Raw genomic sequence first — 19,579 nt, 5'->3', positions numbered from 1 at the left:
ACTCCTGATGCCCCGGGCCGTCGCGCCCGGGGCATCCCCATTCACCTCTGGAGGTCCTCGTGGCCAGATTCCTCGTGGCACCGCAGTGGCAGGGCTCCCCTGCTCCTCGGGCGATGCTCCTCGTCGACGGCGCATCCGCCATCTCCGGCGACCTTCCACGCAAGGCGACGACGGTGCTCGACGTTCCTCTGGAAGCCGGCGATTCTCTGGGCACCCGCGTGCATCGACTGAGCTCGCTCCGGCGGGTTCGAGAGCTGATCGCCACGGAGATCACAGCTGACACGGTTCTCATCGGCGGCGACTGCAGCGTGACGGTCGCAGCGCTGGAAGCGATCGACCGCGAAGACCTCGCCGTCGTCTGGTGCGATGCGCACCCGGATCTGCACACGCCGGACACCTCGCCCTCCGGCGCTTTCTCCGGAATGGCGCTGCGCGCGGTGCTCGGCGAAGGAGAACCTGAGCTCGCACTGTCCCCCGGCATTCCGCGCGATCGCATCGTGACAGTCGGCGCTCGTGTCGTCGACGACGAAGAAGAAGAGTCCCTCGCAGGGCTGTCACAGCTTTCCGTGGACGATCTCGACGATGCGGATGCTCTGGCCGACGCCGTCGCTGCGACCGGCGCGAGCCGCGTCTGGGTGCACATCGATGTGGACGTGCTCGACCCGGCCGAGCTCGCAGGAGTCTCGTCGGCCGCTCCCTTCGGGGCCAGCACGAGCGCGCTCACCGCGGCGATCCGCGCACTTCGCACGCGGGTGCCTCTCGCGGGCGCGACCATCGCCGGCTTCGCGCCGCGGTCGGCCGGCCATGCCGCGGAAGACCTGGGTGCGATCCTCCGTCTCGTCGGCGCTGTCGCGTGAGTGAGGACTGGCGCAGGAGTGCGGATGCGATCCTCGCGCGAGGACGGCGCTTCGACCGCCGCATCCCCGCGTTCCTGTTGCGCTCCCCTATCAGCCGCCTCGGCTACGCCTGGGGAACAGCTGTCGGTTGGACCTGGGGATCGCTCTGGAGCACAGGACCGGTCGAACGACGCGGCGGCCTCTGGGTCTTCCAAGGCATGCCGAAGTGGACGTTCAATCGTGGCGGCGTGTGCGTCGGCGGTTGCTTCCTGACCGGCGATGCACGCCCGAGCGACGCCATCCTGCGACACGAAGCGGTGCACAAGGCGCAGTGGCTTCGCTACGGGTTTCTGATGCCGGTGCTGTATCTGTTCGCCGGCCGTGATCCCATGCGCAACCGCTTCGAGATCGAAGCAGGATTGGAAGACGGCAACTACGTGCGGCGCTCGCGGAACCGTCCAGAACCGGTCTGACGCGTCAGCGCTCGAGCGGAAGCAGTCCGAAGCGCTCCGGAGCGTGGATCATGGACGCGGGGATGCCGAGTGCACTCGTGAGGTGCTCGACGATGTCGGCAGTGCCGAGGTAGCCGCCGAGCAGGGTCACGTGCGTCGGATTCTCGCCGTCGCACAGCATTTCATCCGCCCAGGCGCACGTCGCACGTGCGATGGCCTCACCCGGAGCGCAGGATCGTCCGCTGCCCGGCGCCCCAGAGCGGGACGAACGCGTGAGCCAGGTCACCGTCATGCGAGCAGGGGCATCGACGACGCCGACGCCGCTCGCGTCAGGCACTTCGATGAAGATGCGCCCGGATGCACACAGCGGAAGCGTCACGAGGAACGCTTCGAGCTCTGCCAGCGAGTTCTCGTCGGCCGTCACCAGATAGTGCGCGCTCAGTCGCTCTGCGCGGCGACGAGCCCGCCCTGTGCGAACTTCGATGGAGGTCGTCATGATTCCTCCATGTTAGCACCAAAGAAGGGTTGCCTTACCTATGCACGGCTGAGCCGTCCACCAAAGCCCGCCGCAATGCCTCCAGCTCGGCATCCGTCATCCCGTTCGCCTCGAGGTATCCCGCAGCCGATCCCCAACGAGCATCCACCTCGTCGAGAAGCCGCCGCATCACATCAGCAGGCGACTGCGTGGCCAGCGCCACAGCGTGCTTCGCCTCCGGATGCTGCACTTCGAGGAAGGCGATGATCCTGCGGTTGCGCTCTGGCGGCAGCATCGACGCCGTCAGCGCATAGTCGGTGATGATCGCCTCGCGATCTGCGCCCACGGCCGAGAGCGCGAGAGCGATCGTCACGCCGGTGCGATCCTTCCCGACCGTGCAGTGCACGAGTGTCGGCTCACCACGAGCGATGATGCGGATGGCGTCGACCAGCCGTTCGCCACTCTCCGCGAGCAGTTGGAGATACATCTCGTCGAGACTCATGTCGTCTTCGAAGAACGACGCGACGGAGCCGAGGAAGAGCGGAAGATGCGTCGTAGCGATCTCGGTCGTCGCCGACGGCGCGCTCGCGACCTCCTGATCGTCACGAAGATCGACGATGTGGGAGACGCGCCGCTCGAGTTCGGCGACCGCTGCAGGAGTGGCGGCCACCAGGTTGCCCGACCTGAGCAACCGCCCTTCGCGGATCGCCCCGCCTCCCGCTGGGATGCCGCCGACGTCACGGACGTTGAAGACGCCGTCGAGACGGATCAGGCTCACGCCGACGCCTGTACGGCAGCGCGGGGCGGAACGGGATACCGGCCCGCCACGACGATCCGGTTGAAGGCGTTGATCGACACGCATGCCCAACTCAGCGCTGCATACTCCTTCTCAGTGAACACGCTTCCGACGCGGTCGTACACGTCGTCGGGAATTCCACCGTCATGGATGAAGGTGAGCGACTCCGCGAGCTCCAGCGCCGCACGCTCGCGGTCGGAGAACACGCCGCTCTCGCGCCAGGTCGGAATCTGCAGGAGCGTGTCGGCGTCGATACCGGCGGACGACGCCCGGTCGAAGTGGATCCGCGTGCAGTATGCGCAGCCGTTCAACTGCGAGCAGTGGATCATGACGATCTCTTTGAGACGATCATCGATGCCGTTGGCCGCACATATCTCACCCACCGTGCGAGAGAATGCATCCAGAGCCTTGTAGGCGGTCGGTTCCGTCTTCGAAAGGTGCACTCGTTTCTCGCTCATACTTCAATGATACGTGCGGACCTCGACACGTCGTCGAGAGGTGAGCTATGCAGATAGTGCGTTTCAGACATACTGAATAGTGCGAAACGAGAAGCGTTATCACTGAATCACTTGTCGTAATGCTCTCGCATTTCGCGCGAGCATGGACTGGGGGCAGAATATGGTCGTGGCGACAGAGACCAGTGAGTTCAGCTATCTTCCGCATCAGGCGCAGGCGCTGAACGTGCCTGTACCTCCCGTCGAACGCGTGGTTCTCCGCCTCGCTGACGGACGCGAGCTCAGCGCCCTCCGCTTCGGCGACGCGCCACCCGTGGTCACTCTGCTGCACGGAGCAGGGCTCAACGCGCACACGTGGGATACGACGGCGCTGTTGCTTCAGCAGCCGGCGCTGCTGATCGATCTGGCAGGGCACGGCGATTCCAGCTGGCGAGCCGATCTCGACTATTCGCCACGCGTCCTCGCCGGGGACGTCATCTTCGCTCTCGAGAACTGGACCGTCGAGCCGCAGGTCCTCGTGGGGCAGTCCCTCGGCGGGCTGACGGCCGCGGCCGTGGCATCCGCTCGTCCCGATCTGGTCCGCGAGCTGATCACCGTCGACATCACCCCCGGAATCGACACCTCCGCAGGGCCGGCCGCTCTTCGCGAGTTCTACGCCGGGCCGACCGATTTCGCCTCCCGCGACGAACTGGTCGATCGGGCCATGTCGTTCGGCCTCGGCGGCTCGCGCGCTGACACCGAGCGCGGTGTGTTCTTCAACTCACGCATCCGCGCCGACGGCCGCGTAGAGTGGAAGCATCACTTCGCCCATCTCGCGGCCCAGGCGATGGCACCGGCAGGCGCCTCCTCGACCGCACCCGATGGCGCAGCAGCACCGATCCTGGACGCGACCGGCTGGGACGACCTGACCAATGCCGCGGCCCCGATCACCCTCGTGCGCGCAACCTCGGGCTTCGTCAGCGAGGCCGACGGAGATGAGATGCTGCGACGTGTGCCCGCTGCCCACGTGATCGCCGTCGACGCCTCACACAACGTGCAGGAGACTGCTCCCCTCGAGCTCGCGGATCTGATCCGCGCTGTGGCTCACTCGCCAGCCTGAGGAATGTGTCACCGCATTCCGCTGTTCTCACCCCTCTGACCGCCCCGCTCTACGCTCTATTGCATCGGCACACAGCATCTGCCGCACCGAGAGGATTCCTCAACTCCATGTTCCGACGAAAAAGACGCCTCGCCGTCCTGTCCGCACTCGCTGCGACCGCTGTCATCCTGAGCGCCTGCGCCGGGTCACCTGAGCCAGTGGAGACCTCGACCGGTGAGCCCGATCTGAACGCGACCCTCACCGTCGGTCTCGTCCTCGAGCCGAGCAACCTCGACATCCGCCACACCAGTGGCGCGGCGATCGAGCAGATCCTCGTCGACAACATCTATGAAGGACTCGTCACCCGCAACCAGGAGAACGAGATCGAGCCCCGTCTCGCCTCGGAGTACGAGGTCTCAGCAGACGGCCTGACCTACACGTTCACGCTGAATCCCGACGTCACCTTCCACAGCGGCACCGCACTCACATCGGCCGATGTCGTCGCATCCTACGAGGCGGTGCGCACCGACGCGACACTGCAGGGCAACGCAGAGTTCGCGAACGTCGCGTCAATCACGGCACCCGACGCGTCCACCGTCGTGATCACTCTCACCGAGCCGAATCAGAACTTCCTGTTCACCCTCACCGGCCCCGCCGGCCTCGTGTTCCAGACCGGCGACACGACCGATCTCCAGACCGCGGAGAACGGCACAGGCCCGTTCACACTCGAGAAGTGGAGCAAGGGAAGCACCATCACGTTCGCACGCTATGACGCCTACTGGGGCGAGCCGGCCAGCCTCGCCGAAGTGGTGTTCGAGTACATCCCCGACTTCACCGCAGGTGTCAATGCCGCGCTCGACGGCAGCCTCGATGTGCTGACCGCAGTCGACCCGAATCTCGCACCGCAGGTGGAGGAGTCGGGCGATTTCGCCCTCACGACCGGCCGCACCACCGACAAGGCGACACTCGCATTCAACAACACGAAGGCTCCGCTCGATGACGCACGAGTGCGTGAGGCGCTGCGAATCGCGATCGACCATGAGGGGCTCGTCGAGGCGGTCGGCGCCGGAGAGACACTCTACGGCCCGATTCCCGAGCTCGATCCCGGGTTCGAGGATCTCTCGGATGTCGCCGCCTACGACCCCGCGCGTGCAGAGGAACTCCTCGCGGAGGCAGGCCAGGAGGATCTCGACCTGACCCTCACGATTCCGTCGTTCTACGGCACCACCGTGCCGCAGGTGCTCGTCTCGGACTTCGCCAAGGTCGGCGTCACGCTCAAGGTCGACGCAGTGGAGTTCCCGACCTGGCTCGATGATGTGTACACGAACAAGGACTACGAACTGAGCTTCGTGCTGCATGTCGAGCCTCGAGACTTCGGCAACTTCGCCAATGCGGAGTACTACTTCAATTACGACAATCCTGAGGTGCAGTCGCTCTATGCCGAGGCACTCGCCGAGGTCGACGAAGATGCTTCCGCCGAGCTCCTCGCTGAGGCTGCGCGCCTCGTGTCAGAAGATCACGCCGCGGACTGGCTGTACAACGGCGCCACCATCACTGCCGTGAGCCCTCTGGTCGTCGGCTTCCCCGAGGACTCGATCAACTCGCGCATCAACCTCGCCGGCGTCACCAAGGCCGCCGAGTAGCCACGGCGTGATCCGCTACACGCTGACACGAGGGGTCCTGCTGATCGCAGGGCTCCTCGTGTCGAGCGTGCTGATCTTCCTCACGCTGCGGGTCTTCCCCGGCGACGTCGCCCAACTCATCGCCGGCACTCAGGCCTCCCCCGCCACAGTGGAAGCGCTGCGGGAGTCGCTCGGGTTCAATCGCCCGCTGAACGTGCAGTACGGCGAATGGATCGGCGGCGTGCTCACCGGAGACCTCGGCACATCTCAGCTCAGCGGCGCATCCGTCGGAGCCGAGCTCGCCGAGAAGGCGCAGGTGACCGTGCCGCTGGGAGTGATGGCTCTGGCCATCGCGCTGCTGATCGCCGTACCGTTCGGCATCCTCTCCGCGCTGTGGCGCGGCCGTGCATCGGGTACCGCACTCAGTGTCAGCGCGCAGGCTCTCGCCGCCGTGCCGGTGATCTGGGCGGGCATGATGCTGATCGTCGTTTTCGCCGTATGGCTGGGATGGCTTCCGGCTCAGGGCTTCCCCCGCGGCGGGTGGGAGCACCCCTGGCAGGCGCTGCGAGCACTCATCCTGCCCGCGCTCACGATCGGCATCGTCGAGGGCGCCATGCTGCTGCGCTTCGTCCGCAGCGCCACTCTCCAGGCGAGAGGGCAGGACTTCGTCCGCACCGCCGCCGCCAAGGGACTCAGCCGCAACAGGGCGCTCGTGCAGCACGGCATCCCGGCCGTCGGCCTGTCGATCGTGACCGTCCTCGGTCTGCAGGTGGCAGGCATCATCGTCGGCTCTGTCGTCATCGAGCAGCTGTTCACCCTTCCGGGGATCGGACGGATGCTGGTGGCCGATGTCGGCACGCGCGATCTGATCAAGGTGCAGAGCGAGCTGCTCGTGCTCACGGGTCTGGTGCTGGTGATCGGCTTCATCGTCGACCTGATCCACCACTTCGTCGACCCGCGCCAGCGAGAGGCCGCCTGATGCCGCACTGGCTGCGAGATCTGTGGAAGAGCACCACGGGACGCTTCGGTCTGATCACCGTGATCGTGATCGCGCTCGTCGCGCTCGTCTCGGTCTTCTGGACGCCGTTCGATCCGCTCGACGCCGATGTGCGCGATCGTTGGGCTGCCCCCAGCTGGCCGCACCTGCTCGGCACGGACAACACCGGCCGCGACATCCTCAGCCTCGTCATGGCAGGGACACGCACGACCGTCTTCGTGAGCGTCGGGGCCGGAATCGTCGCAACCGTGGTCGGGATCGCCCTCGCGGCACTCGGCGCACTCACCGTGCGGTGGATGCGCGAGACCATCGCCGTGCTCGTCGACATCCTGATCGCGTTCCCCGTGCTGATCATCGCCATGATGATCTCCTCGGTCTGGGGCGGATCGCTGTGGGTCGTGATCTGGGCGGTCGGCATCGGATTCGGTGTCAACATCGCCCGCGTCACCCGCCCGGAACTGCGACGCGTGCAGCAGAGCGACTTCGTCCTCGCCGGCAGAGCGGCGGGCCTGACGGCGTCTCAGAACCTTCTGCGGCACCTGCTGCCGAACGTCGCGCCGGTGTTCATCGTCCAGCTGTCGTGGTCGATGGCGGTCGCGGTCCTCGCCGAGGCCGGTCTGTCCTACCTCGGCTTCGGCGCGTCGGTCGTCGAGCCGTCCTGGGGCATCCTGCTCGCCGATCTGCAGCGGTACATCAGCATCCATCCCCTCTCGGTGCTCTGGCCGGGTCTCGCCATCACCATCACCGTGCTCGCCCTCAACCTGCTCGGCGACGCGGTGCGCGAGGCAACCGATCCGACGCTGCGTCACCGCAGCGCGGAACTGCACACGCCGGAAGTGGTCGCATGAGCCTCTCCGTCAAGGACCTCGTCGTCGACATCGACGGGCGTCGTATCATCGACGGCATCTCCTTCGACTTGCCGGATGGCGCGCGTCTCGGTTTGATCGGCGAATCCGGCTCCGGAAAATCTCTCACGGCGCTCGCCATCCTCGGGCTGCTGCCGGACGGGGCGAAGGCGAGTGGAAGCGTCCGCTGGGATGACACCGAGCTGCTCGGGATGCCGGACCGCGAGCTCGCCCGATTCCGCGGCGACGACATCGGGATCGTCTTCCAGGAGCCGCGAACAGCGCTCAACCCGATCCGCACCGTCGGACGCCAGATCGCGGAATCCGTGCGGATCCACACCGGAGCCGGGAAACGCGAGGCCCGCGAACGCGCCATCGCTGAGGCGGCGCGCGTGCATCTGCCGGACCCGGAGACCATCGTGCAGAAGTATCCGCACCAGCTCTCGGGTGGCCAGCGTCAACGCGTCGCGATCGCGATGGCACTCGCCTGCAGGCCGCGGCTGCTCATCGCCGATGAGCCCACCACCGCTCTGGATGTGACGATCCAGGCGGAGATTCTGCGGCTGCTGCTCTCACTCGTCGAGGAGCAGGGGATGTCGCTGATGTTCATCACCCACGACCTCGCCGTCCTCGCTCAGGTCGCGACGCACGGCGTGGTGCTCGAGCGGGGCCGCGCCATCGAGGCCGCGCCGGTCTCGACGCTGCTCACCGCACCCTCATCGCCGATCACTCAGGGGCTGCTGCGCGATGCCACCGCGACGCTCTGGCGCCCGGAGGGCGGTGACCGATGAGCCTGATCTCGGCGCGCGGCCTCGCGCGCGACTTCCCTGTTCCGAAACGGACGATGTTCGAGCGCGCCGGAACTCAGACCGCCCTGCATCCGACGGATCTCGACGTCGAAGCCGGTGAAGCCATCGGTCTCATCGGCGAATCCGGTTCGGGCAAGTCCACACTGGTCCGTTTGCTGCTGGGGCTCGATCGTCCGACGTCGGGCACCGTCTCGATCGACGAGAAGACGGTGGATGCGACGGGTTCCGCACGCTCGCTGCACTGGCTCCGGCGCCAGACCGGGCTGGTGTTCCAGGACCCCTATGCCTCACTAGACCCGCGGATGAGCGCGGGGCAGATCATCGCCGAACCGCTGTGGGCACTGGGAATCGAAGGCGACCATCGAGCGCGTGTGCGCGAAGTGCTCGCCCAGGTGGGTCTGGAGCCCGAGATGGCCGACCGCTATCCGCACGAGTTCTCCGGTGGTCAGCGCCAGCGCGTCGCGCTGGCGCGTGCGATCGCGCATCGGCCGCGCATCCTCGTGGGCGACGAACCACTGTCCGCCCTCGACGTCACTGTGCGGGCGCAGATCCTCGAGCTTCTCCACGGGCTTCTGCAGACCGAGGATCTCACGCTCATCCTGGTCTCGCACGACATCGGCGTGGTGCAGAACCTGTGCGACACGGTCGCGGTGATGAAGGACGGCCGCATCGTCGAACACGGCGCGACGCAGGATGTGCTGCTGAACCCGCAGCAGGATTACACCAGACGCCTGCTGGCCGCGATCCCCGTCATCGGTGACGGAACAGCCCGCGACGATTCTTCGGCGTGAGCGACTTCTGCAGATAGACCGTTCCGAGCGAGCGGCCGAATTTGAAGCCGACCCGCCCCATCCGCCCGACCTCGACGAAGCCGAACCTGTTGTGCAGCCTGATCGACGGTTCGGCGCCGCTGTCGCTTATCACCGCAACGATCTCACGCAACCCGATCTTCTCGCACGCGGCGATGAGCGCCTGCAACAATGCGGAGCCGAGCCCTTTGCCGCCCGCACCGGGGCCGAGGTAGATCGAATCCTCCACCGTGTAGCGGTACGCCGACTTGGTCGCCCATGGCTGGACGAGGGCGTATCCGATCACCTGGTTCGACGGTGTCACCGCGACGAGGAACGGCAGGCCGAGCTTCGCCAGCATCGTGAACTTCTCACGCCAGTAACGGTGCGTGCTGCGCTTCTCGTCGAAGGTCACGACAGAGTTCGCGACGTAGTGGTTGTAGATCTCACGCACGTCGGGGAGGTCGCGCAGCGTGGCAGGCCGGATCGTGAACGAGAATGTCCCGGGGTCGGGCTCAGGATCACGCAGATGACGCGGCAGTCGACGACGTCGGTCGCCGGGTTCGAACTGCATGCGCCCAGCTTATAGTTCGCCGTCGACGCGCCAGTCCACCGGGTCAGCGCCCTGTTGCTCGAGCAGGGCATTGACCCGGGAGAAGGGTCGGGAGCCGAAGAAGCCGCGATGAGCCGACAGGGGCGATGGATGCGCGGAGGCGACCACAGGGGTGCCGCCGAGCATCGGCTGCAGGTTCGCGGCTTCCTTCCCCCACAGGATCGCCGCCAGCGGCTGTGCACGCGCGACCAGCGTCCTGATCGCGAGCTCGGTGACCTTCTCCCAGCCCCAGCCGCGGTGTGATGCCGGCGCGCCGGGGGTGACGGTCAGCACGCGGTTCAGCAGCAGCACACCCTGGTCGCTCCACGCCGTCAGATCGCCGTGCGGCGCCGGCGGGATGCCGAGATCGCTCTCGCGCTCCCGGTAGATGTTGGAAAGGCTTCGCGGCAATGGACGCACGTGTCGGTCGATGGCGAACGACAGGCCGATCGGATGACCCGGTGTCGGGTACGGATCCTGTCCGGTGATCAGCACCCGCACATCAGCGAGCGGTCGTTGGAACGCTCGCAGCACGTGATCCCCGGCGGGAAGGTACCCACGACCCTCTGCCTGCTCGACCCGCAGTCGCTCGCCGAGGCTGCCGATGACGTCAGCGACCGGTGCCAATGCTGCGGCCCAGCCCTGGTCGATCAGGCCCTCATCCGCCAACTGCGCAAGTGAGCGTCCCGGCATCCGTACTCAGTCCTCGCCACCGCGCACGCGCAGCGGTCCGCGTGCCAGCAGGTGCTGCGCGGACTGTGCGACCGGACGCATCGTGATCAGGTCGAGGTTCACGTGCCCTGGCGCGTCGAGGGCATATCCGATCACATCGGCGACATCGTGCGCGGTCAGCGGCTTCTCCACTCCCGCGTAGACGGCTTCGGCTGCGAGGCTGTCGCCGCCGAGACGGTTGAGGGTGAACTCCTCGGTGTGCACCATGCCCGGCGCCACCTCGACGACCCGGATCGGCTCGCCGTTGAGCTCCTGCCGCAGCACCTTCACGATCATCGACTCGGCCGCCTTCGCCGCGTTGTAGCCGCTGCCGCCGGGGTATGCGGTCTGCGCAGCGGTCGACGTCACGAAGATCGCGTCGGCGTGACCGTCGGATTGGGCGGCGCGACGAAGCTGCGGGAGGATCCCGGCGACCAGACGCTGCGTGGCCAGCACGTTGACGTCGTACATCCACTGCCAGTCGGCGACGCTCGCATCCTCCACCCGTTCTGTGCCGCGCGCGCCTCCGGCGACCTGAACGAGGGCGTGCACCGGGCCCGATGCCTCGAGTTCAGCGAGGAGCGAAGCCACGGCACCCTCGTCCGTCAGGTCGCAGGCGATGGCCGATGCGCCGGTCTCGTCCACCAGGGTCTGCAGGCGATCCGCGCGTCTCGCCACGCCGACGACTTCCCAGCCGCGCGCGCGGAGGTCGCGGACGGTCGCCTCCCCGATTCCCGAACTCGCACCTGTCACCACTGCACGTCGCATCACCATGCCTCCACCGTACGACGTTTCGTCTCGGCCCATCGCGTTCTCATCGCGGTTCGGGCGCGCCGGGATGTTACGTAACATTTCCCGTACGTTGTTGACACAGAGGCCGTTGCGTACGCTCTCATCAACGGCATCCGCCGCACCGACCTCAATCCGTTCCAGGGGGAACACATGTCCGCACCTGAGACCTGGCGTTTCGAGACCAAGCAGATCCACTCGGGCGCCGCTCCCGACCCCGTCACCAAGGCCCGCGCCACACCGATCTACCAGACGACGTCGTACGTCTTCGACAGCGCAGACCACGCAGCGAACCTGTTCGCGCTGGCCGAGTTCGGCAACATCTACACCCGCATCCAGAACCCCACGCAGGATGTGCTCGAGCAGCGACTCGCAGCGCTCGAAGGTGGCACCGGCGCTCTCGTCCTCGCCAGCGGCCAGGCTGCTTCGACTTTCGCCGTGCTGAACATCGCAGAGGCCGGAGACCACTTCGTCGCGTCCAGCTCGATCTACGGCGGCACGTACAACCTCTTCAAGTACACCCTCGCCAAGCTCGGCATCGAGGTCTCCTTCGTCGAGAACCAGGACGACGCCGAAGAATGGCGTCGCGCCATCCGTCCGAACACCAAGCTCCTCTTCGCCGAGACGATCGGCAACCCGCGTATCAACGTGCTCGACATCCGCACTGTCGCCGACATCGCACATGAGAACGGCGTGCCGCTCATCGTCGACAACACGATCGCGACGCCGTTCCTGCTGCGCCCGTTCGAGCACGGCGCTGACATCGTCGTCCACTCGGTCACCAAGTTCCTCGGCGGCCACGGCACCACGATCGGCGGTGCGATCATCGACGGCGGCACTTTCGAGTGGTCCAAGAACGTCGACAAGTTCCCCGGTCTCACCGAGCCGGACCCCTCGTACCACGGTGCGAGCTACACCGCGGCGGTTGGCGACCCGCTCGCGTACATCATCAAGGCTCGCGTGCAGCTGCTGCGCGACCTCGGTTCGGCGATCTCCCCGCAGAGCGCGTGGAACCTCATCCAGGGCATCGAGACCCTCTCGCTGCGCATCGAGCGTCACGTGCAGAACGCGCAGGAGGTCGCCGAGTGGCTGGACGGTCGCGATGACATCGCCTCGGTCAACTACTCCGGCCTTCCCACCTCGCCGTGGTACGCCAAGGCGAACGAGTACCTGCCCAAGGGCGTCGGCGCCGTGCTGTCGTTCGAACTGAAGGGCGGGGTGGAAGCGGGTCGCGAGTTCGTGAACAGCCTCTCCCTGTTCAGCCACCTCGCCAACATCGGCGACGTGCGCTCGCTCGTCATCCACCCGGCATCCACGACGCACTCGCAGCTGACCCCGGAGCAGCAGCTCACCTCCGGCGTGACGCCTGGCCTGGTGCGTCTGTCTGTGGGCCTGGAGAACATCGACGACCTCAAGGCCGACCTCGAGCAGGCTCTCGACGCCGCCCGCCGCGTCTCGGAGGCCGCTCGCGCCTAGTTTCGCCTCAGCGTCCCGCCGTTGATGGGAGGAACGTGCCGGTCATTTCATAGGGCGTTCCATCGGCACTTTCCTCCTTCATCATCCGCCAATCTGCCGGGGACTCCTGGATCAGCGGCGCGCAGAGAGGGGGCCTCGGCGGGTCGTGACAACGCGAACGCGTAACCTTCGCCGCCTGCGGCCGGATCCACGCGACAATGGGGACATGGACTGGCAGAGCACCTCCGAGGACACCGTGCCATCGGCGCGCGTGACGGAGGCGGACACCCGGCTGCTGCGTGCACGTCCACCCGTCACCGGCGCGTGGCGCGACGGCGACCCGGCAGGACACCGCAAGTTCGCCGCGTCCGGACCTTTCCAGACTGAGAGCGGTGTCGAGCTTCCCAGCATCCGCATCGCCTACGAGACCTGGGGCGAGCTCAACGCGACGCGCGACAACGCGATCCTCGTGCTGCACGCCCTCACGGGCGACAGCCACCTGCGAGGAGAGGCGGGCGCAGGTCATCCGACGGCCGGATGGTGGGAGGAGATCGTCGGCCCTGGTGCCGCGATCGACACCGACCGCTGGTTCGTGATCGCTCCGAACATGCTCGGCGGTTGCCAGGGCTCCACAGGGCCCGCCAGCGTAGCCCCGGATGGATACGAGTGGGCCTCGCGCTTCCCTTACCTGACCGTGCGCGACCAGGTGGCAGCCCAGGTGCGTCTCGCCGACGCCATCGGCATCGACCGCTGGGCGGGCGTCGTCGGCGGATCCATGGGCGGGATGCACGCCCTGGAGTGGGCCGTCACGCATCCGGAGCGCGTCGAGCGTCTCGCCGTGCTGTCCTCTCCCCCGGTCAACACCGCCGATCAGATCGCACTGAACTCCGTGCAGCTCGAAGCGATCCGCATCGACCCGCGATTCCAGGGCGGCGAGTACTACGACCTCAGCGATGGAGAAGGCCCGCACCGTGGCCTCGCGCTCGCCCGTCGCATGGCCCTGCTCAACTACCGCAGTCCGATCGAGCTCAACCAGCGCTTCCAGCGCTCCTGGCAGTCAGGTGTCTCCCCCCTCGGCCACGGCGGACGCTTCGCCGTCGAGTCGTACCTCGACTTCCACGGCAACAAGTTCACCCGCCGCTTCGACGCGAACAGCTACCTCACGCTCGTGGAGGCCATGAACTCGCACGACGTAGGCCGCGGCCGCGGTGGAGTCGAAGAGGCGCTGCGCGCGGTCACCGCCAAGGCTCTCGTGCTCGGAATCGACACGGATCGGCTGTTCCCCGTCGATGGGCAGCATCGGATCGCACGCAGCATCCCGAACACGCTCGACGGCCACGAGGCTGTCGTGCTGACCAGCGACTTCGGCCACGACGGATTCCTCATCGAGACCGAAGCCGTCGGCTCGCACCTGCGGCGGCTGCTCGACGCCTGAGAGCTGCGCGTGATTCAGTCGCGCAGGTAATTCCACGGAAGCGCGGCCGTCTCCAGCCTGTGCCGGCCCTCGCCGCCCTCCGGATGCTCGGCGTCACCGCCCCAGACGAACACCCCACCCGCCACGATGTGTGTCGCGTAGAGTTCGGGAACGGATGCCGCGGCCAGAGCATCCGCGACGCTCGAGGCCTGAGCGAGCATCTGCAACGTCACCCACGTCGGCGGGAACAACCTCAGCTGCCCTGAAGCGTGCAATTCGAGCGCCTCTGAAGTCGTCAGCCACCGTGCGTCGATGACTTCGTCAGCCGCGAGGACCAGCTCGGCGGATGGAGCAGGAGCGAGGAAGAACCAGGTCCGTACGCGTTTGGGCGCCTCGACCGGCGGCACCCAGCAAGACAGCGCGATGAGGCCGTCAGGGCGGACCCCGACTTCCTCCTCGCACTCACGCATGGCCGCGAGCGCCGCGATTCTCTGCTCGTCCGAACCGTCGTTCCCGAGTGCGCCGTCCGCGTCCTCGACGACGCCGCCGGGAAAGACCCATCCACCAGCGAACGATCCATGGTCGGGGCGACGGATCAGCAGCGTCTCGATCCCGCCACCCTGACAGTCGCGCAGCAGCACGACGGTCCCGCCCACCGGCATCATCGCGTCCATCCCCTCACCATACGCGCGAGGCCTGGGATCACCGGCTCAGACGGCGACGGTCACCCGTTCCGCGCGGAGGGCGACCGCGGTGATCGCGAGTCCGATCATCGCGAGCACCGCGCCCACCCACGCGGGCGCGGTGAAGCCCCAGCCGATAGCGATCACAACCCCGCCGAGGAAGGCGCCGAGGCTGTTGCCGATGTTGAGCGCGGAGTGGTTCATCGCCGCGGCGATGGACTGGTTGTCTCCGGCCACATCCATGAGCCGTGTCTGGATCGCGGGGCTCAGCACCGAGGAGACCAGCCCCACCGCGAACGCGAATACGGCGAGCAGGATGATCTGGAAGGACAGCAGCGCCAGCATCCCGAGCACGATCGCGAGACCGGCCATTCCGATCAGCAGCGTCAGGCGCAGATCGCGGTCTGCCAGATATCCGCCGAGCAGGTTGCCGACCGTCATACCGAGACCGACGATGACGAGCACGATGGGCACTGCCCACTCCGGTGAGCCGGCGACCTCTGTGACGAGCGGGGCGATGTAGCTGTACACCGCGAAGAATCCGCCGAACCCGATCGCTCCGATGCCGAGGGTGAGCCAGACCTGCCCCACGCGGAACACGCCGAGTTCAGAGCGCAGGGTGCGTCCGGCATCACCAGGATGCTTCGGGACGAACTTCGCGATGCAGACCGTGGCCAGCGCGAACACGACGGTGACGACCATGAATGCGCTTCGCCACCCCCACTGCTGCCCGAGGAATGTGCCGAGCGGCACGCCGACGACGTTCGCGATGGTGAGTCCAGTGAGGATGAACGCGACGCCCTTCGCGCGCTTGCCAGGGCCCAGCACATCGGCTGCGACGAGCGCGCCGATGCCGAAGTACGCCCCGTGCGGGAGTCCGGCGAGCAGACGGGAGGCACCAACGAGTCCGAAGGTCGGCAGCACCACCGTGAGCGCGTTGAACACGGTCAGTGCCAACGCGAGTCCGATCATGACGCGATGACGCGGGAAGCGCGCGACCAGCCCCGCGATCGTCGGCGCACCGATCACGACACCGAGCGCATACAGCGAGATCAGTACGCCGGACTGCGCTATGGCGTCTTCATGGCTGGTCTGCCAGAGGCCGGGCAGCAGGTCCTGTGCGATCTGCGGCAGCAGGCCCATCATGACGAACTCGGTCATACCGATGCCGAATGAGCCGATGGCGAGGGAGAGGAGCGCCCACTTCGCCGCACCCCTCGAATTGATCGAGGGATTCACCCGTCCATGTTACTGGTCGCCGGACTCCTCGATCGCCGCCTCAAGGCGCTCGATCTTCGCGTCGAGCTCTCCGCTGTAGCCGGGACGGATATCGGCCTTCAGCACCAGAGAGACGCGGGAACCGAACGGCATGACAGCCTCGGTGGCCCGCTTGACGACATCCATGACGGTGTCCCAGTCTGGCCCTTCGATCTCGGTGAACATGCTTGTCGTGCGGTGCGGGAGCCCAGAATCACGGACGACCTTGACGGCGGCGGCGACCGCATCGTGCACGGACCCGTCGGTGTTGCCGGAGCCGCCGGGGGCGACAGAGAAGGCGATGAGCATGAGGATTCCTCTCGTTGAATGGTTGGAGTCAGGTTCGGCGCGCAGGACGGGCGGCCGGCACGCGCGCCAGCGCTCGTACGCCGATGACGAGCAGCACGACGAGCAGCAGATTGCGAGCGGTCAGCAGCAGGACTGGAACCAGCTCAGCACGAAGCAGCGCGTCGTAGGTCAAGGGGTAGATGAGGCACGTCAGGGCGCACAGCACGAGCACGACGCCCGCCGGCACCCCCGCTCGCGTGCGGTCGAAGATGATCCAGAGGATCATCGGGGCGATCAGCCAGGTCTGGAACTGCGGCGAACCGACCTTGTTCGTCACGATCAGGGTGACGACGAGCGCGAGCGCCAGCGGCGGGAACAGCCGGAGAAAGGATGCGCCCCGCATCACTTTGACGATGCCGAGCACGAGCACGGCCGCGACGGCGAGCACCATGACCGGCGTCATGAGCCCCGCCAGCACATCCGCACCCGCCGCCTGGATCTGGAAGGTGAGGATGTCGAAGCTGTAGCCGATGGATGCTGCGCCGAATTGCGCCAGCCACAGGAACGGCGTCGCGGCCACGGCTTCGATCTGCAGGCCCCGTCCGGTCTGCTCGGTGAGGAATCCGAGGAGATGCCCGTCGGCACCGAGGAGGAACAATGCGAGCACGATGACCGCGCACGTGGCCGCAGCGGCGATCAGCATCCGCACGCGGCCTCTGGCCGCCACGATCGCGGCCAGCACGAGTGCTCCCGGCCAGATCTTGATCCATGCTGCGATCGTGAGCAGTGCCGCGGCGACGAGAGGTCGCCTGATCAACCAGAGTCCGCCGATCACAGCCAGCGGCACAGTGACGGCGTCGATGCGGTACATGGCGATCGGTCCGAGCAGCAGCAGCGCCGCGGTCCAGAACCACCCCGCCGAACGCCGTGAAGCGGTGCCTCTGCGGCCGACCAGCACGCCGAAGGCGACAGCATCCGCCGCCGTCACGAGCACCGCCCACCCGATCAGATACGCGCCCGACACCCCGACCAATCCGACCAGCGGCCACGCGAGCAGCTTCACGAGAAGCATCGGCAGCAACGCCGGCTGCGGATACACCCATGCCTCAGTGATCCCGACGATCGCGCCGCCGCTCACCGCCGACGTCGACCAGGGCTCGTACACGAGCACCACATCGCCCATCGGCTGGCTCGGATACACCCAGCCCTGCCACGCGACCAGCACGTGCACCGCAAGGAACGCAATCCACAGAACCGCCGAGCGAGGCCTCACGACAGCAGGTCCTCGATGGCCGCTGGCAGCGCCGCGGCGACATCGAGCGCGACGATGGGATGACCCGAAGAACCCGCCACCGCGCCGGAGGCGAGCGTCGCCGCATGCCCGTGCAGCCATGCTGCCGCGGCGGCGACCTCTGCTGTCGATGCCTCCGGGCCGGCCGCCAGCAGGGCGCCGAGCGCGCCGGCGAGCACGTCCCCCGCGCCTGCCGTCGCCAGCCAGCCAGGGGCGGATGAGACCGAGAACACGCTGCTGTCGGGTGCCGCGATCAGAGTCGTCGAACCCTTGAGGAGCACAGTGCAGCCAAGGGCGTGCGCGGTCTCCGACAGGTCGCCGACGCGGTCGCGTGTGCCGTTCGTGGGCGATCCGATGAACTCGCGCAGCCGGGCGAACTCGCCCGCATGCGGGGTGAGGACGAGCGGTGCTGCGGCGTTCGGTACGAGGTCCAGCGCCCCTGCGTCCACGACGACGGGGACGGAGCCTGCGAGGATGTCGCGCAGCGCGACGGCCTCTTCGCGGGTGCGCTCTGCGGCATCCGTGCCAGAGCCGATCACCCAGGCATCCACGCGCGTGCGGCCGATGTCATGCGCGGCGACGGTCTCCGGTCGGCGAGCGATCACGGCATCCGCTGCCCGGCCCTCGCCGACGTACCGGACGTATCCGGCACCGGCCCGCCAGGCGGCTTCCACACCGAGCACTGCCGCACCGGGATACGCGTTCGAACCGGTGCGCAGTGCCACGACTCCACGCGAGTACTTGTCATCGTCGACGCCAGGAATGCGCAGCAGGCGTGCGGTGTCAGCGCTGGACCATTCGCAGACGTCGACCATGCCTCCACGCTAGCGCGCCGGGTGCGCTCGAGCGGCACTACGGTCGAAGGGTGAGTCTTCTCTTCTCCCCACTCAGCATCCGCTCCGTCACCTTCCCGAACCGCCTCTGGGTATCCCCCATGTGCATGTACTCGGCCGTCGACGGTGTCGTACAGGAATGGCACCACACGCACCTGACGCAGTTCGCTTCCGGCGGCGCCGGCCTCGTCATCGCCGAGGCGACCGGTGTCGTCGCAGACGGGCGCATCTCACCGCGAGACACCGGCATCTGGAACGACGCACAGCGCGATGCGTGGGCGCCGATCGTGCAGGCGATCCACGATCGCGGCGCGCTCGCCGGTATCCAGCTCGCACACGCCGGACGCAAGGCCTCGACCTGGTGGCCGTGGGCCGAGCAACGCGGGTCCGTGGCGGCCGCGGACGGCGGTTGGACGACCGTGGCGCCGTCGGCGGTGGCTTTTGCGGGGTTCGACGAACCTGCGGCCCTGGATGCTTCCGGCATCGAGCGGGTCGTCGACGGTTTCCGTGCGGCGGCGCGGCGTGCTCTGGAGGCAGGGTTCGACGTGCTCGAGCTGCACGGCGCACACGGCTACCTGCTGCATCAGTTCCTCTCGCCGCTGTCGAACGTCCGCACGGACGAGTACGGCGGATCGCTCGAGAATCGCGCACGACTTCTGCTGCGCATCGTCGATGCGACGCGCGAGGTCGCGGGCGACGCGGTCCCGATGTTCGTGAGGATCTCCGCCACCGACCATGCCGAGGGTGGCTTCACTCCCGAGGAGGCAGCGATCGTCGGCGGCTGGGCAGTCGAACACGGCGCCGACCTCATCGACGTCTCCAGCGGCGGGCTCGTGGCGCATCAGCGGATCGACGTGCACCCTGGATACCAGGTGCCGCTGGCCGAGACAGTCCGCCAGGGCGGTCGGATCCCGGTCTCCGCCGTCGGGCTCATCACCGCTGCGGAACAGGCGGAGCAGGTGCTCGTGGACGGAGCCGCCGACGCGATCTTCGCCGGCCGGGAGTGGCTGCGCGACCCGCACTTCGGTCTGCGGGCCGCGCACGAACTCGACGACACCGTCGCCTGGCCGCCGCAGTACGTGCGCGCTCGCTGGCGCTGAGACCGCGACAGCC

At 67.3% G+C, this 19,579-nt stretch carries 22 protein-coding genes; 11 read left to right on the top strand and 11 right to left on the bottom strand.

The genetic code is table 11. The features are described 5' to 3' along the window. The first annotated feature begins 59 nt into the window (after positions 1–59). A complete protein-coding gene (locus HDC95_RS02270; protein ID WP_259061555.1) occupies positions 60–857 on the top strand; it encodes an arginase family protein in 798 nt (265 codons plus the stop codon). After that, entirely contained in the window at positions 854–1,309 is a 456-nt protein-coding gene (locus tag HDC95_RS02265; protein ID WP_259061554.1) for a Fe-S oxidoreductase, read from the top strand. The genes HDC95_RS02270 and HDC95_RS02265 overlap by 4 nt, the downstream gene beginning before the upstream one ends. Before the next feature lie 4 nt (positions 1,310–1,313). Here HDC95_RS02265 and HDC95_RS02260 read toward each other — a convergent pair whose 3' ends face one another. The 3 genes from HDC95_RS02260 to HDC95_RS02250 are packed head-to-tail and all read right to left on the bottom strand — an operon-like array spanning position 1,314 to position 3,017. Next, complete coding sequence (locus tag HDC95_RS02260; RefSeq protein ID WP_259061553.1) at positions 1,314–1,784, bottom strand: SIP domain-containing protein; 471 nt, start codon at positions 1,782–1,784, stop codon at positions 1,314–1,316. A 34-nt stretch (positions 1,785–1,818) separates the two neighbouring features. Further along, the gene (locus tag HDC95_RS02255) at positions 1,819–2,541 is read right to left on the bottom strand and encodes a tyrosine-protein phosphatase (RefSeq protein ID WP_259061552.1); all 723 of its coding nucleotides are present in this window, start codon (positions 2,539–2,541) and stop codon (positions 1,819–1,821) included. After that, complete coding sequence (locus HDC95_RS02250) at positions 2,538–3,017, bottom strand: carboxymuconolactone decarboxylase family protein (RefSeq protein WP_259061551.1); 480 nt, start codon at positions 3,015–3,017, stop codon at positions 2,538–2,540. The genes HDC95_RS02255 and HDC95_RS02250 overlap by 4 nt, the downstream gene beginning before the upstream one ends. 160 nt (positions 3,018–3,177) lie before the next feature. On the opposite strand from HDC95_RS02250, the gene HDC95_RS02245 reads away from it, so the two are divergent. The 6 genes from HDC95_RS02245 (at position 3,178) to HDC95_RS02220 (ending at position 9,156) form a co-directional block, all read left to right on the top strand. After that, positions 3,178–4,113: an alpha/beta fold hydrolase gene (locus tag HDC95_RS02245; RefSeq protein WP_259061550.1), complete on the top strand. Its 936-nt coding sequence runs from the start codon at positions 3,178–3,180 to the stop codon at positions 4,111–4,113. 107 nt (positions 4,114–4,220) lie between these two features. Further along, positions 4,221–5,735: an ABC transporter substrate-binding protein gene (locus HDC95_RS02240; RefSeq protein WP_259061549.1), complete on the top strand. Its 1,515-nt coding sequence runs from the start codon at positions 4,221–4,223 to the stop codon at positions 5,733–5,735. 7 nt (positions 5,736–5,742) lie between these two features. Beyond that, on the top strand, positions 5,743–6,693 hold the full coding sequence (locus HDC95_RS02235; RefSeq protein ID WP_259061548.1) for an ABC transporter permease: 951 nt from the start codon (positions 5,743–5,745) through the stop codon (positions 6,691–6,693). Next, positions 6,693–7,559: an ABC transporter permease gene (locus tag HDC95_RS02230; protein WP_259061547.1), complete on the top strand. Its 867-nt coding sequence runs from the start codon at positions 6,693–6,695 to the stop codon at positions 7,557–7,559. The genes HDC95_RS02235 and HDC95_RS02230 overlap by 1 nt, the downstream gene beginning before the upstream one ends. Next, positions 7,556–8,347: an ABC transporter ATP-binding protein gene (locus tag HDC95_RS02225; RefSeq protein WP_259061546.1), complete on the top strand. Its 792-nt coding sequence runs from the start codon at positions 7,556–7,558 to the stop codon at positions 8,345–8,347. Before HDC95_RS02230 ends, HDC95_RS02225 begins: the two co-directional genes overlap by 4 nt. Further along, positions 8,344–9,156, top strand: a complete 813-nt coding sequence (locus tag HDC95_RS02220; protein ID WP_259061545.1) for an ABC transporter ATP-binding protein — start codon at positions 8,344–8,346, stop codon at positions 9,154–9,156. Before HDC95_RS02225 ends, HDC95_RS02220 begins: the two co-directional genes overlap by 4 nt. Here the strand turns inward: HDC95_RS02220 and HDC95_RS02215 are convergent. From HDC95_RS02215 to HDC95_RS02205, 3 genes are read right to left on the bottom strand one after another with little or no spacing between them, the layout of a single operon-like run. Beyond that, a complete protein-coding gene (locus HDC95_RS02215) occupies positions 9,116–9,727 on the bottom strand; it encodes a GNAT family N-acetyltransferase (protein ID WP_259061544.1) in 612 nt (203 codons plus the stop codon). The genes HDC95_RS02220 and HDC95_RS02215 overlap by 41 nt on opposite strands. Before the next feature lie 9 nt (positions 9,728–9,736). After that, complete coding sequence (locus HDC95_RS02210; RefSeq protein ID WP_259061543.1) at positions 9,737–10,438, bottom strand: uracil-DNA glycosylase; 702 nt, start codon at positions 10,436–10,438, stop codon at positions 9,737–9,739. 6 nt (positions 10,439–10,444) lie between these two features. Beyond that, positions 10,445–11,230 (bottom strand): SDR family oxidoreductase, encoded by a 786-nt coding sequence (locus HDC95_RS02205; protein ID WP_259061542.1) that lies wholly within the window; start codon positions 11,228–11,230, stop codon positions 10,445–10,447. A 168-nt stretch (positions 11,231–11,398) separates the two neighbouring features. Here HDC95_RS02205 and HDC95_RS02200 point away from each other — a divergent pair, with 168 nt between their 5' ends. Next, a complete protein-coding gene (locus HDC95_RS02200) occupies positions 11,399–12,721 on the top strand; it encodes a bifunctional o-acetylhomoserine/o-acetylserine sulfhydrylase (RefSeq protein ID WP_259061541.1) in 1,323 nt (440 codons plus the stop codon). A 205-nt stretch (positions 12,722–12,926) separates the two neighbouring features. Next, entirely contained in the window at positions 12,927–14,135 is a 1,209-nt protein-coding gene (locus HDC95_RS02195; protein WP_259061540.1) for a homoserine O-acetyltransferase, read from the top strand. A 14-nt stretch (positions 14,136–14,149) separates the two neighbouring features. Here HDC95_RS02195 and HDC95_RS02190 read toward each other — a convergent pair whose 3' ends face one another. Genes HDC95_RS02190 through HDC95_RS02170 form a run of 5 tightly spaced genes read right to left on the bottom strand, consistent with a single transcriptional unit; the run spans position 14,150 to position 18,448 of the window. Further along, positions 14,150–14,788, bottom strand: coding sequence for an NUDIX hydrolase (locus tag HDC95_RS02190; RefSeq protein ID WP_259061539.1), 639 nt, complete (start codon positions 14,786–14,788; stop codon positions 14,150–14,152). Between the two features lie 36 nt (positions 14,789–14,824). Then, complete coding sequence (locus HDC95_RS02185; RefSeq protein WP_259061538.1) at positions 14,825–16,036, bottom strand: MFS transporter; 1,212 nt, start codon at positions 16,034–16,036, stop codon at positions 14,825–14,827. Positions 16,037–16,045: 9 nt separating this feature from the next. Further along, a complete protein-coding gene (locus HDC95_RS02180) occupies positions 16,046–16,363 on the bottom strand; it encodes a thiamine-binding protein (protein ID WP_259061537.1) in 318 nt (105 codons plus the stop codon). A gap of 28 nt (positions 16,364–16,391) precedes the next feature. Next, a complete protein-coding gene (locus HDC95_RS02175) occupies positions 16,392–17,615 on the bottom strand; it encodes a hypothetical protein (RefSeq protein ID WP_259061536.1) in 1,224 nt (407 codons plus the stop codon). After that, complete coding sequence (locus HDC95_RS02170) at positions 17,612–18,448, bottom strand: ADP/ATP-dependent (S)-NAD(P)H-hydrate dehydratase (RefSeq protein WP_259061535.1); 837 nt, start codon at positions 18,446–18,448, stop codon at positions 17,612–17,614. The genes HDC95_RS02175 and HDC95_RS02170 overlap by 4 nt, the downstream gene beginning before the upstream one ends. Before the next feature lie 50 nt (positions 18,449–18,498). Here HDC95_RS02170 and HDC95_RS02165 point away from each other — a divergent pair, with 50 nt between their 5' ends. Beyond that, positions 18,499–19,566 carry an NADH:flavin oxidoreductase/NADH oxidase gene (locus HDC95_RS02165; RefSeq protein ID WP_259061534.1) on the top strand — a complete coding sequence of 356 codons (1,068 nt, stop codon included), beginning with the start codon at positions 18,499–18,501 and terminating at the stop codon, positions 19,564–19,566. The last annotated feature ends 13 nt before the right edge of the window (positions 19,567–19,579 follow it).

Source organism: Microbacterium sp. AK031, from assembly GCF_024807145.1.
In the GTDB taxonomy this organism is placed as follows: Bacteria; Actinomycetota; Actinomycetes; order Actinomycetales; family Microbacteriaceae; genus Microbacterium.
The sequence above is the reverse complement of the archived record's forward strand: the minus strand, read 5'-3'. Positions and strand labels throughout refer to the sequence as shown.

Excerpts from the sequence above, each read along its gene's own strand:
- HDC95_RS02260 (WP_259061553.1), bottom strand. The coding sequence starts at position 1,784 with ATGACGACCTCCATCGAAGTTCGCACAGGGCGGGCTCGTCGCCGCGCA.
- HDC95_RS02250 (WP_259061551.1), bottom strand. The coding sequence starts at position 3,017 with ATGAGCGAGAAACGAGTGCACCTTTCGAAGACGGAACCGACCGCCTAC.
- HDC95_RS02245 (WP_259061550.1), top strand. The coding sequence starts at position 3,178 with ATGGTCGTGGCGACAGAGACCAGTGAGTTCAGCTATCTTCCGCATCAG.
- HDC95_RS02240 (WP_259061549.1), top strand. The coding sequence starts at position 4,221 with ATGTTCCGACGAAAAAGACGCCTCGCCGTCCTGTCCGCACTCGCTGCG.
- HDC95_RS02230 (WP_259061547.1), top strand. The coding sequence starts at position 6,693 with ATGCCGCACTGGCTGCGAGATCTGTGGAAGAGCACCACGGGACGCTTC.
- HDC95_RS02225 (WP_259061546.1), top strand. The coding sequence starts at position 7,556 with ATGAGCCTCTCCGTCAAGGACCTCGTCGTCGACATCGACGGGCGTCGT.
- HDC95_RS02220 (WP_259061545.1), top strand. The coding sequence starts at position 8,344 with ATGAGCCTGATCTCGGCGCGCGGCCTCGCGCGCGACTTCCCTGTTCCG.
- HDC95_RS02215 (WP_259061544.1), bottom strand. The coding sequence starts at position 9,727 with ATGCAGTTCGAACCCGGCGACCGACGTCGTCGACTGCCGCGTCATCTG.
- HDC95_RS02210 (WP_259061543.1), bottom strand. The coding sequence starts at position 10,438 with ATGCCGGGACGCTCACTTGCGCAGTTGGCGGATGAGGGCCTGATCGAC.
- HDC95_RS02205 (WP_259061542.1), bottom strand. The coding sequence starts at position 11,230 with ATGGTGATGCGACGTGCAGTGGTGACAGGTGCGAGTTCGGGAATCGGG.
- HDC95_RS02200 (WP_259061541.1), top strand. The coding sequence starts at position 11,399 with ATGTCCGCACCTGAGACCTGGCGTTTCGAGACCAAGCAGATCCACTCG.
- HDC95_RS02195 (WP_259061540.1), top strand. The coding sequence starts at position 12,927 with ATGGACTGGCAGAGCACCTCCGAGGACACCGTGCCATCGGCGCGCGTG.
- HDC95_RS02190 (WP_259061539.1), bottom strand. The coding sequence starts at position 14,788 with ATGGACGCGATGATGCCGGTGGGCGGGACCGTCGTGCTGCTGCGCGAC.
- HDC95_RS02180 (WP_259061537.1), bottom strand. The coding sequence starts at position 16,363 with ATGCTCATCGCCTTCTCTGTCGCCCCCGGCGGCTCCGGCAACACCGAC.
- HDC95_RS02170 (WP_259061535.1), bottom strand. The coding sequence starts at position 18,448 with ATGGTCGACGTCTGCGAATGGTCCAGCGCTGACACCGCACGCCTGCTG.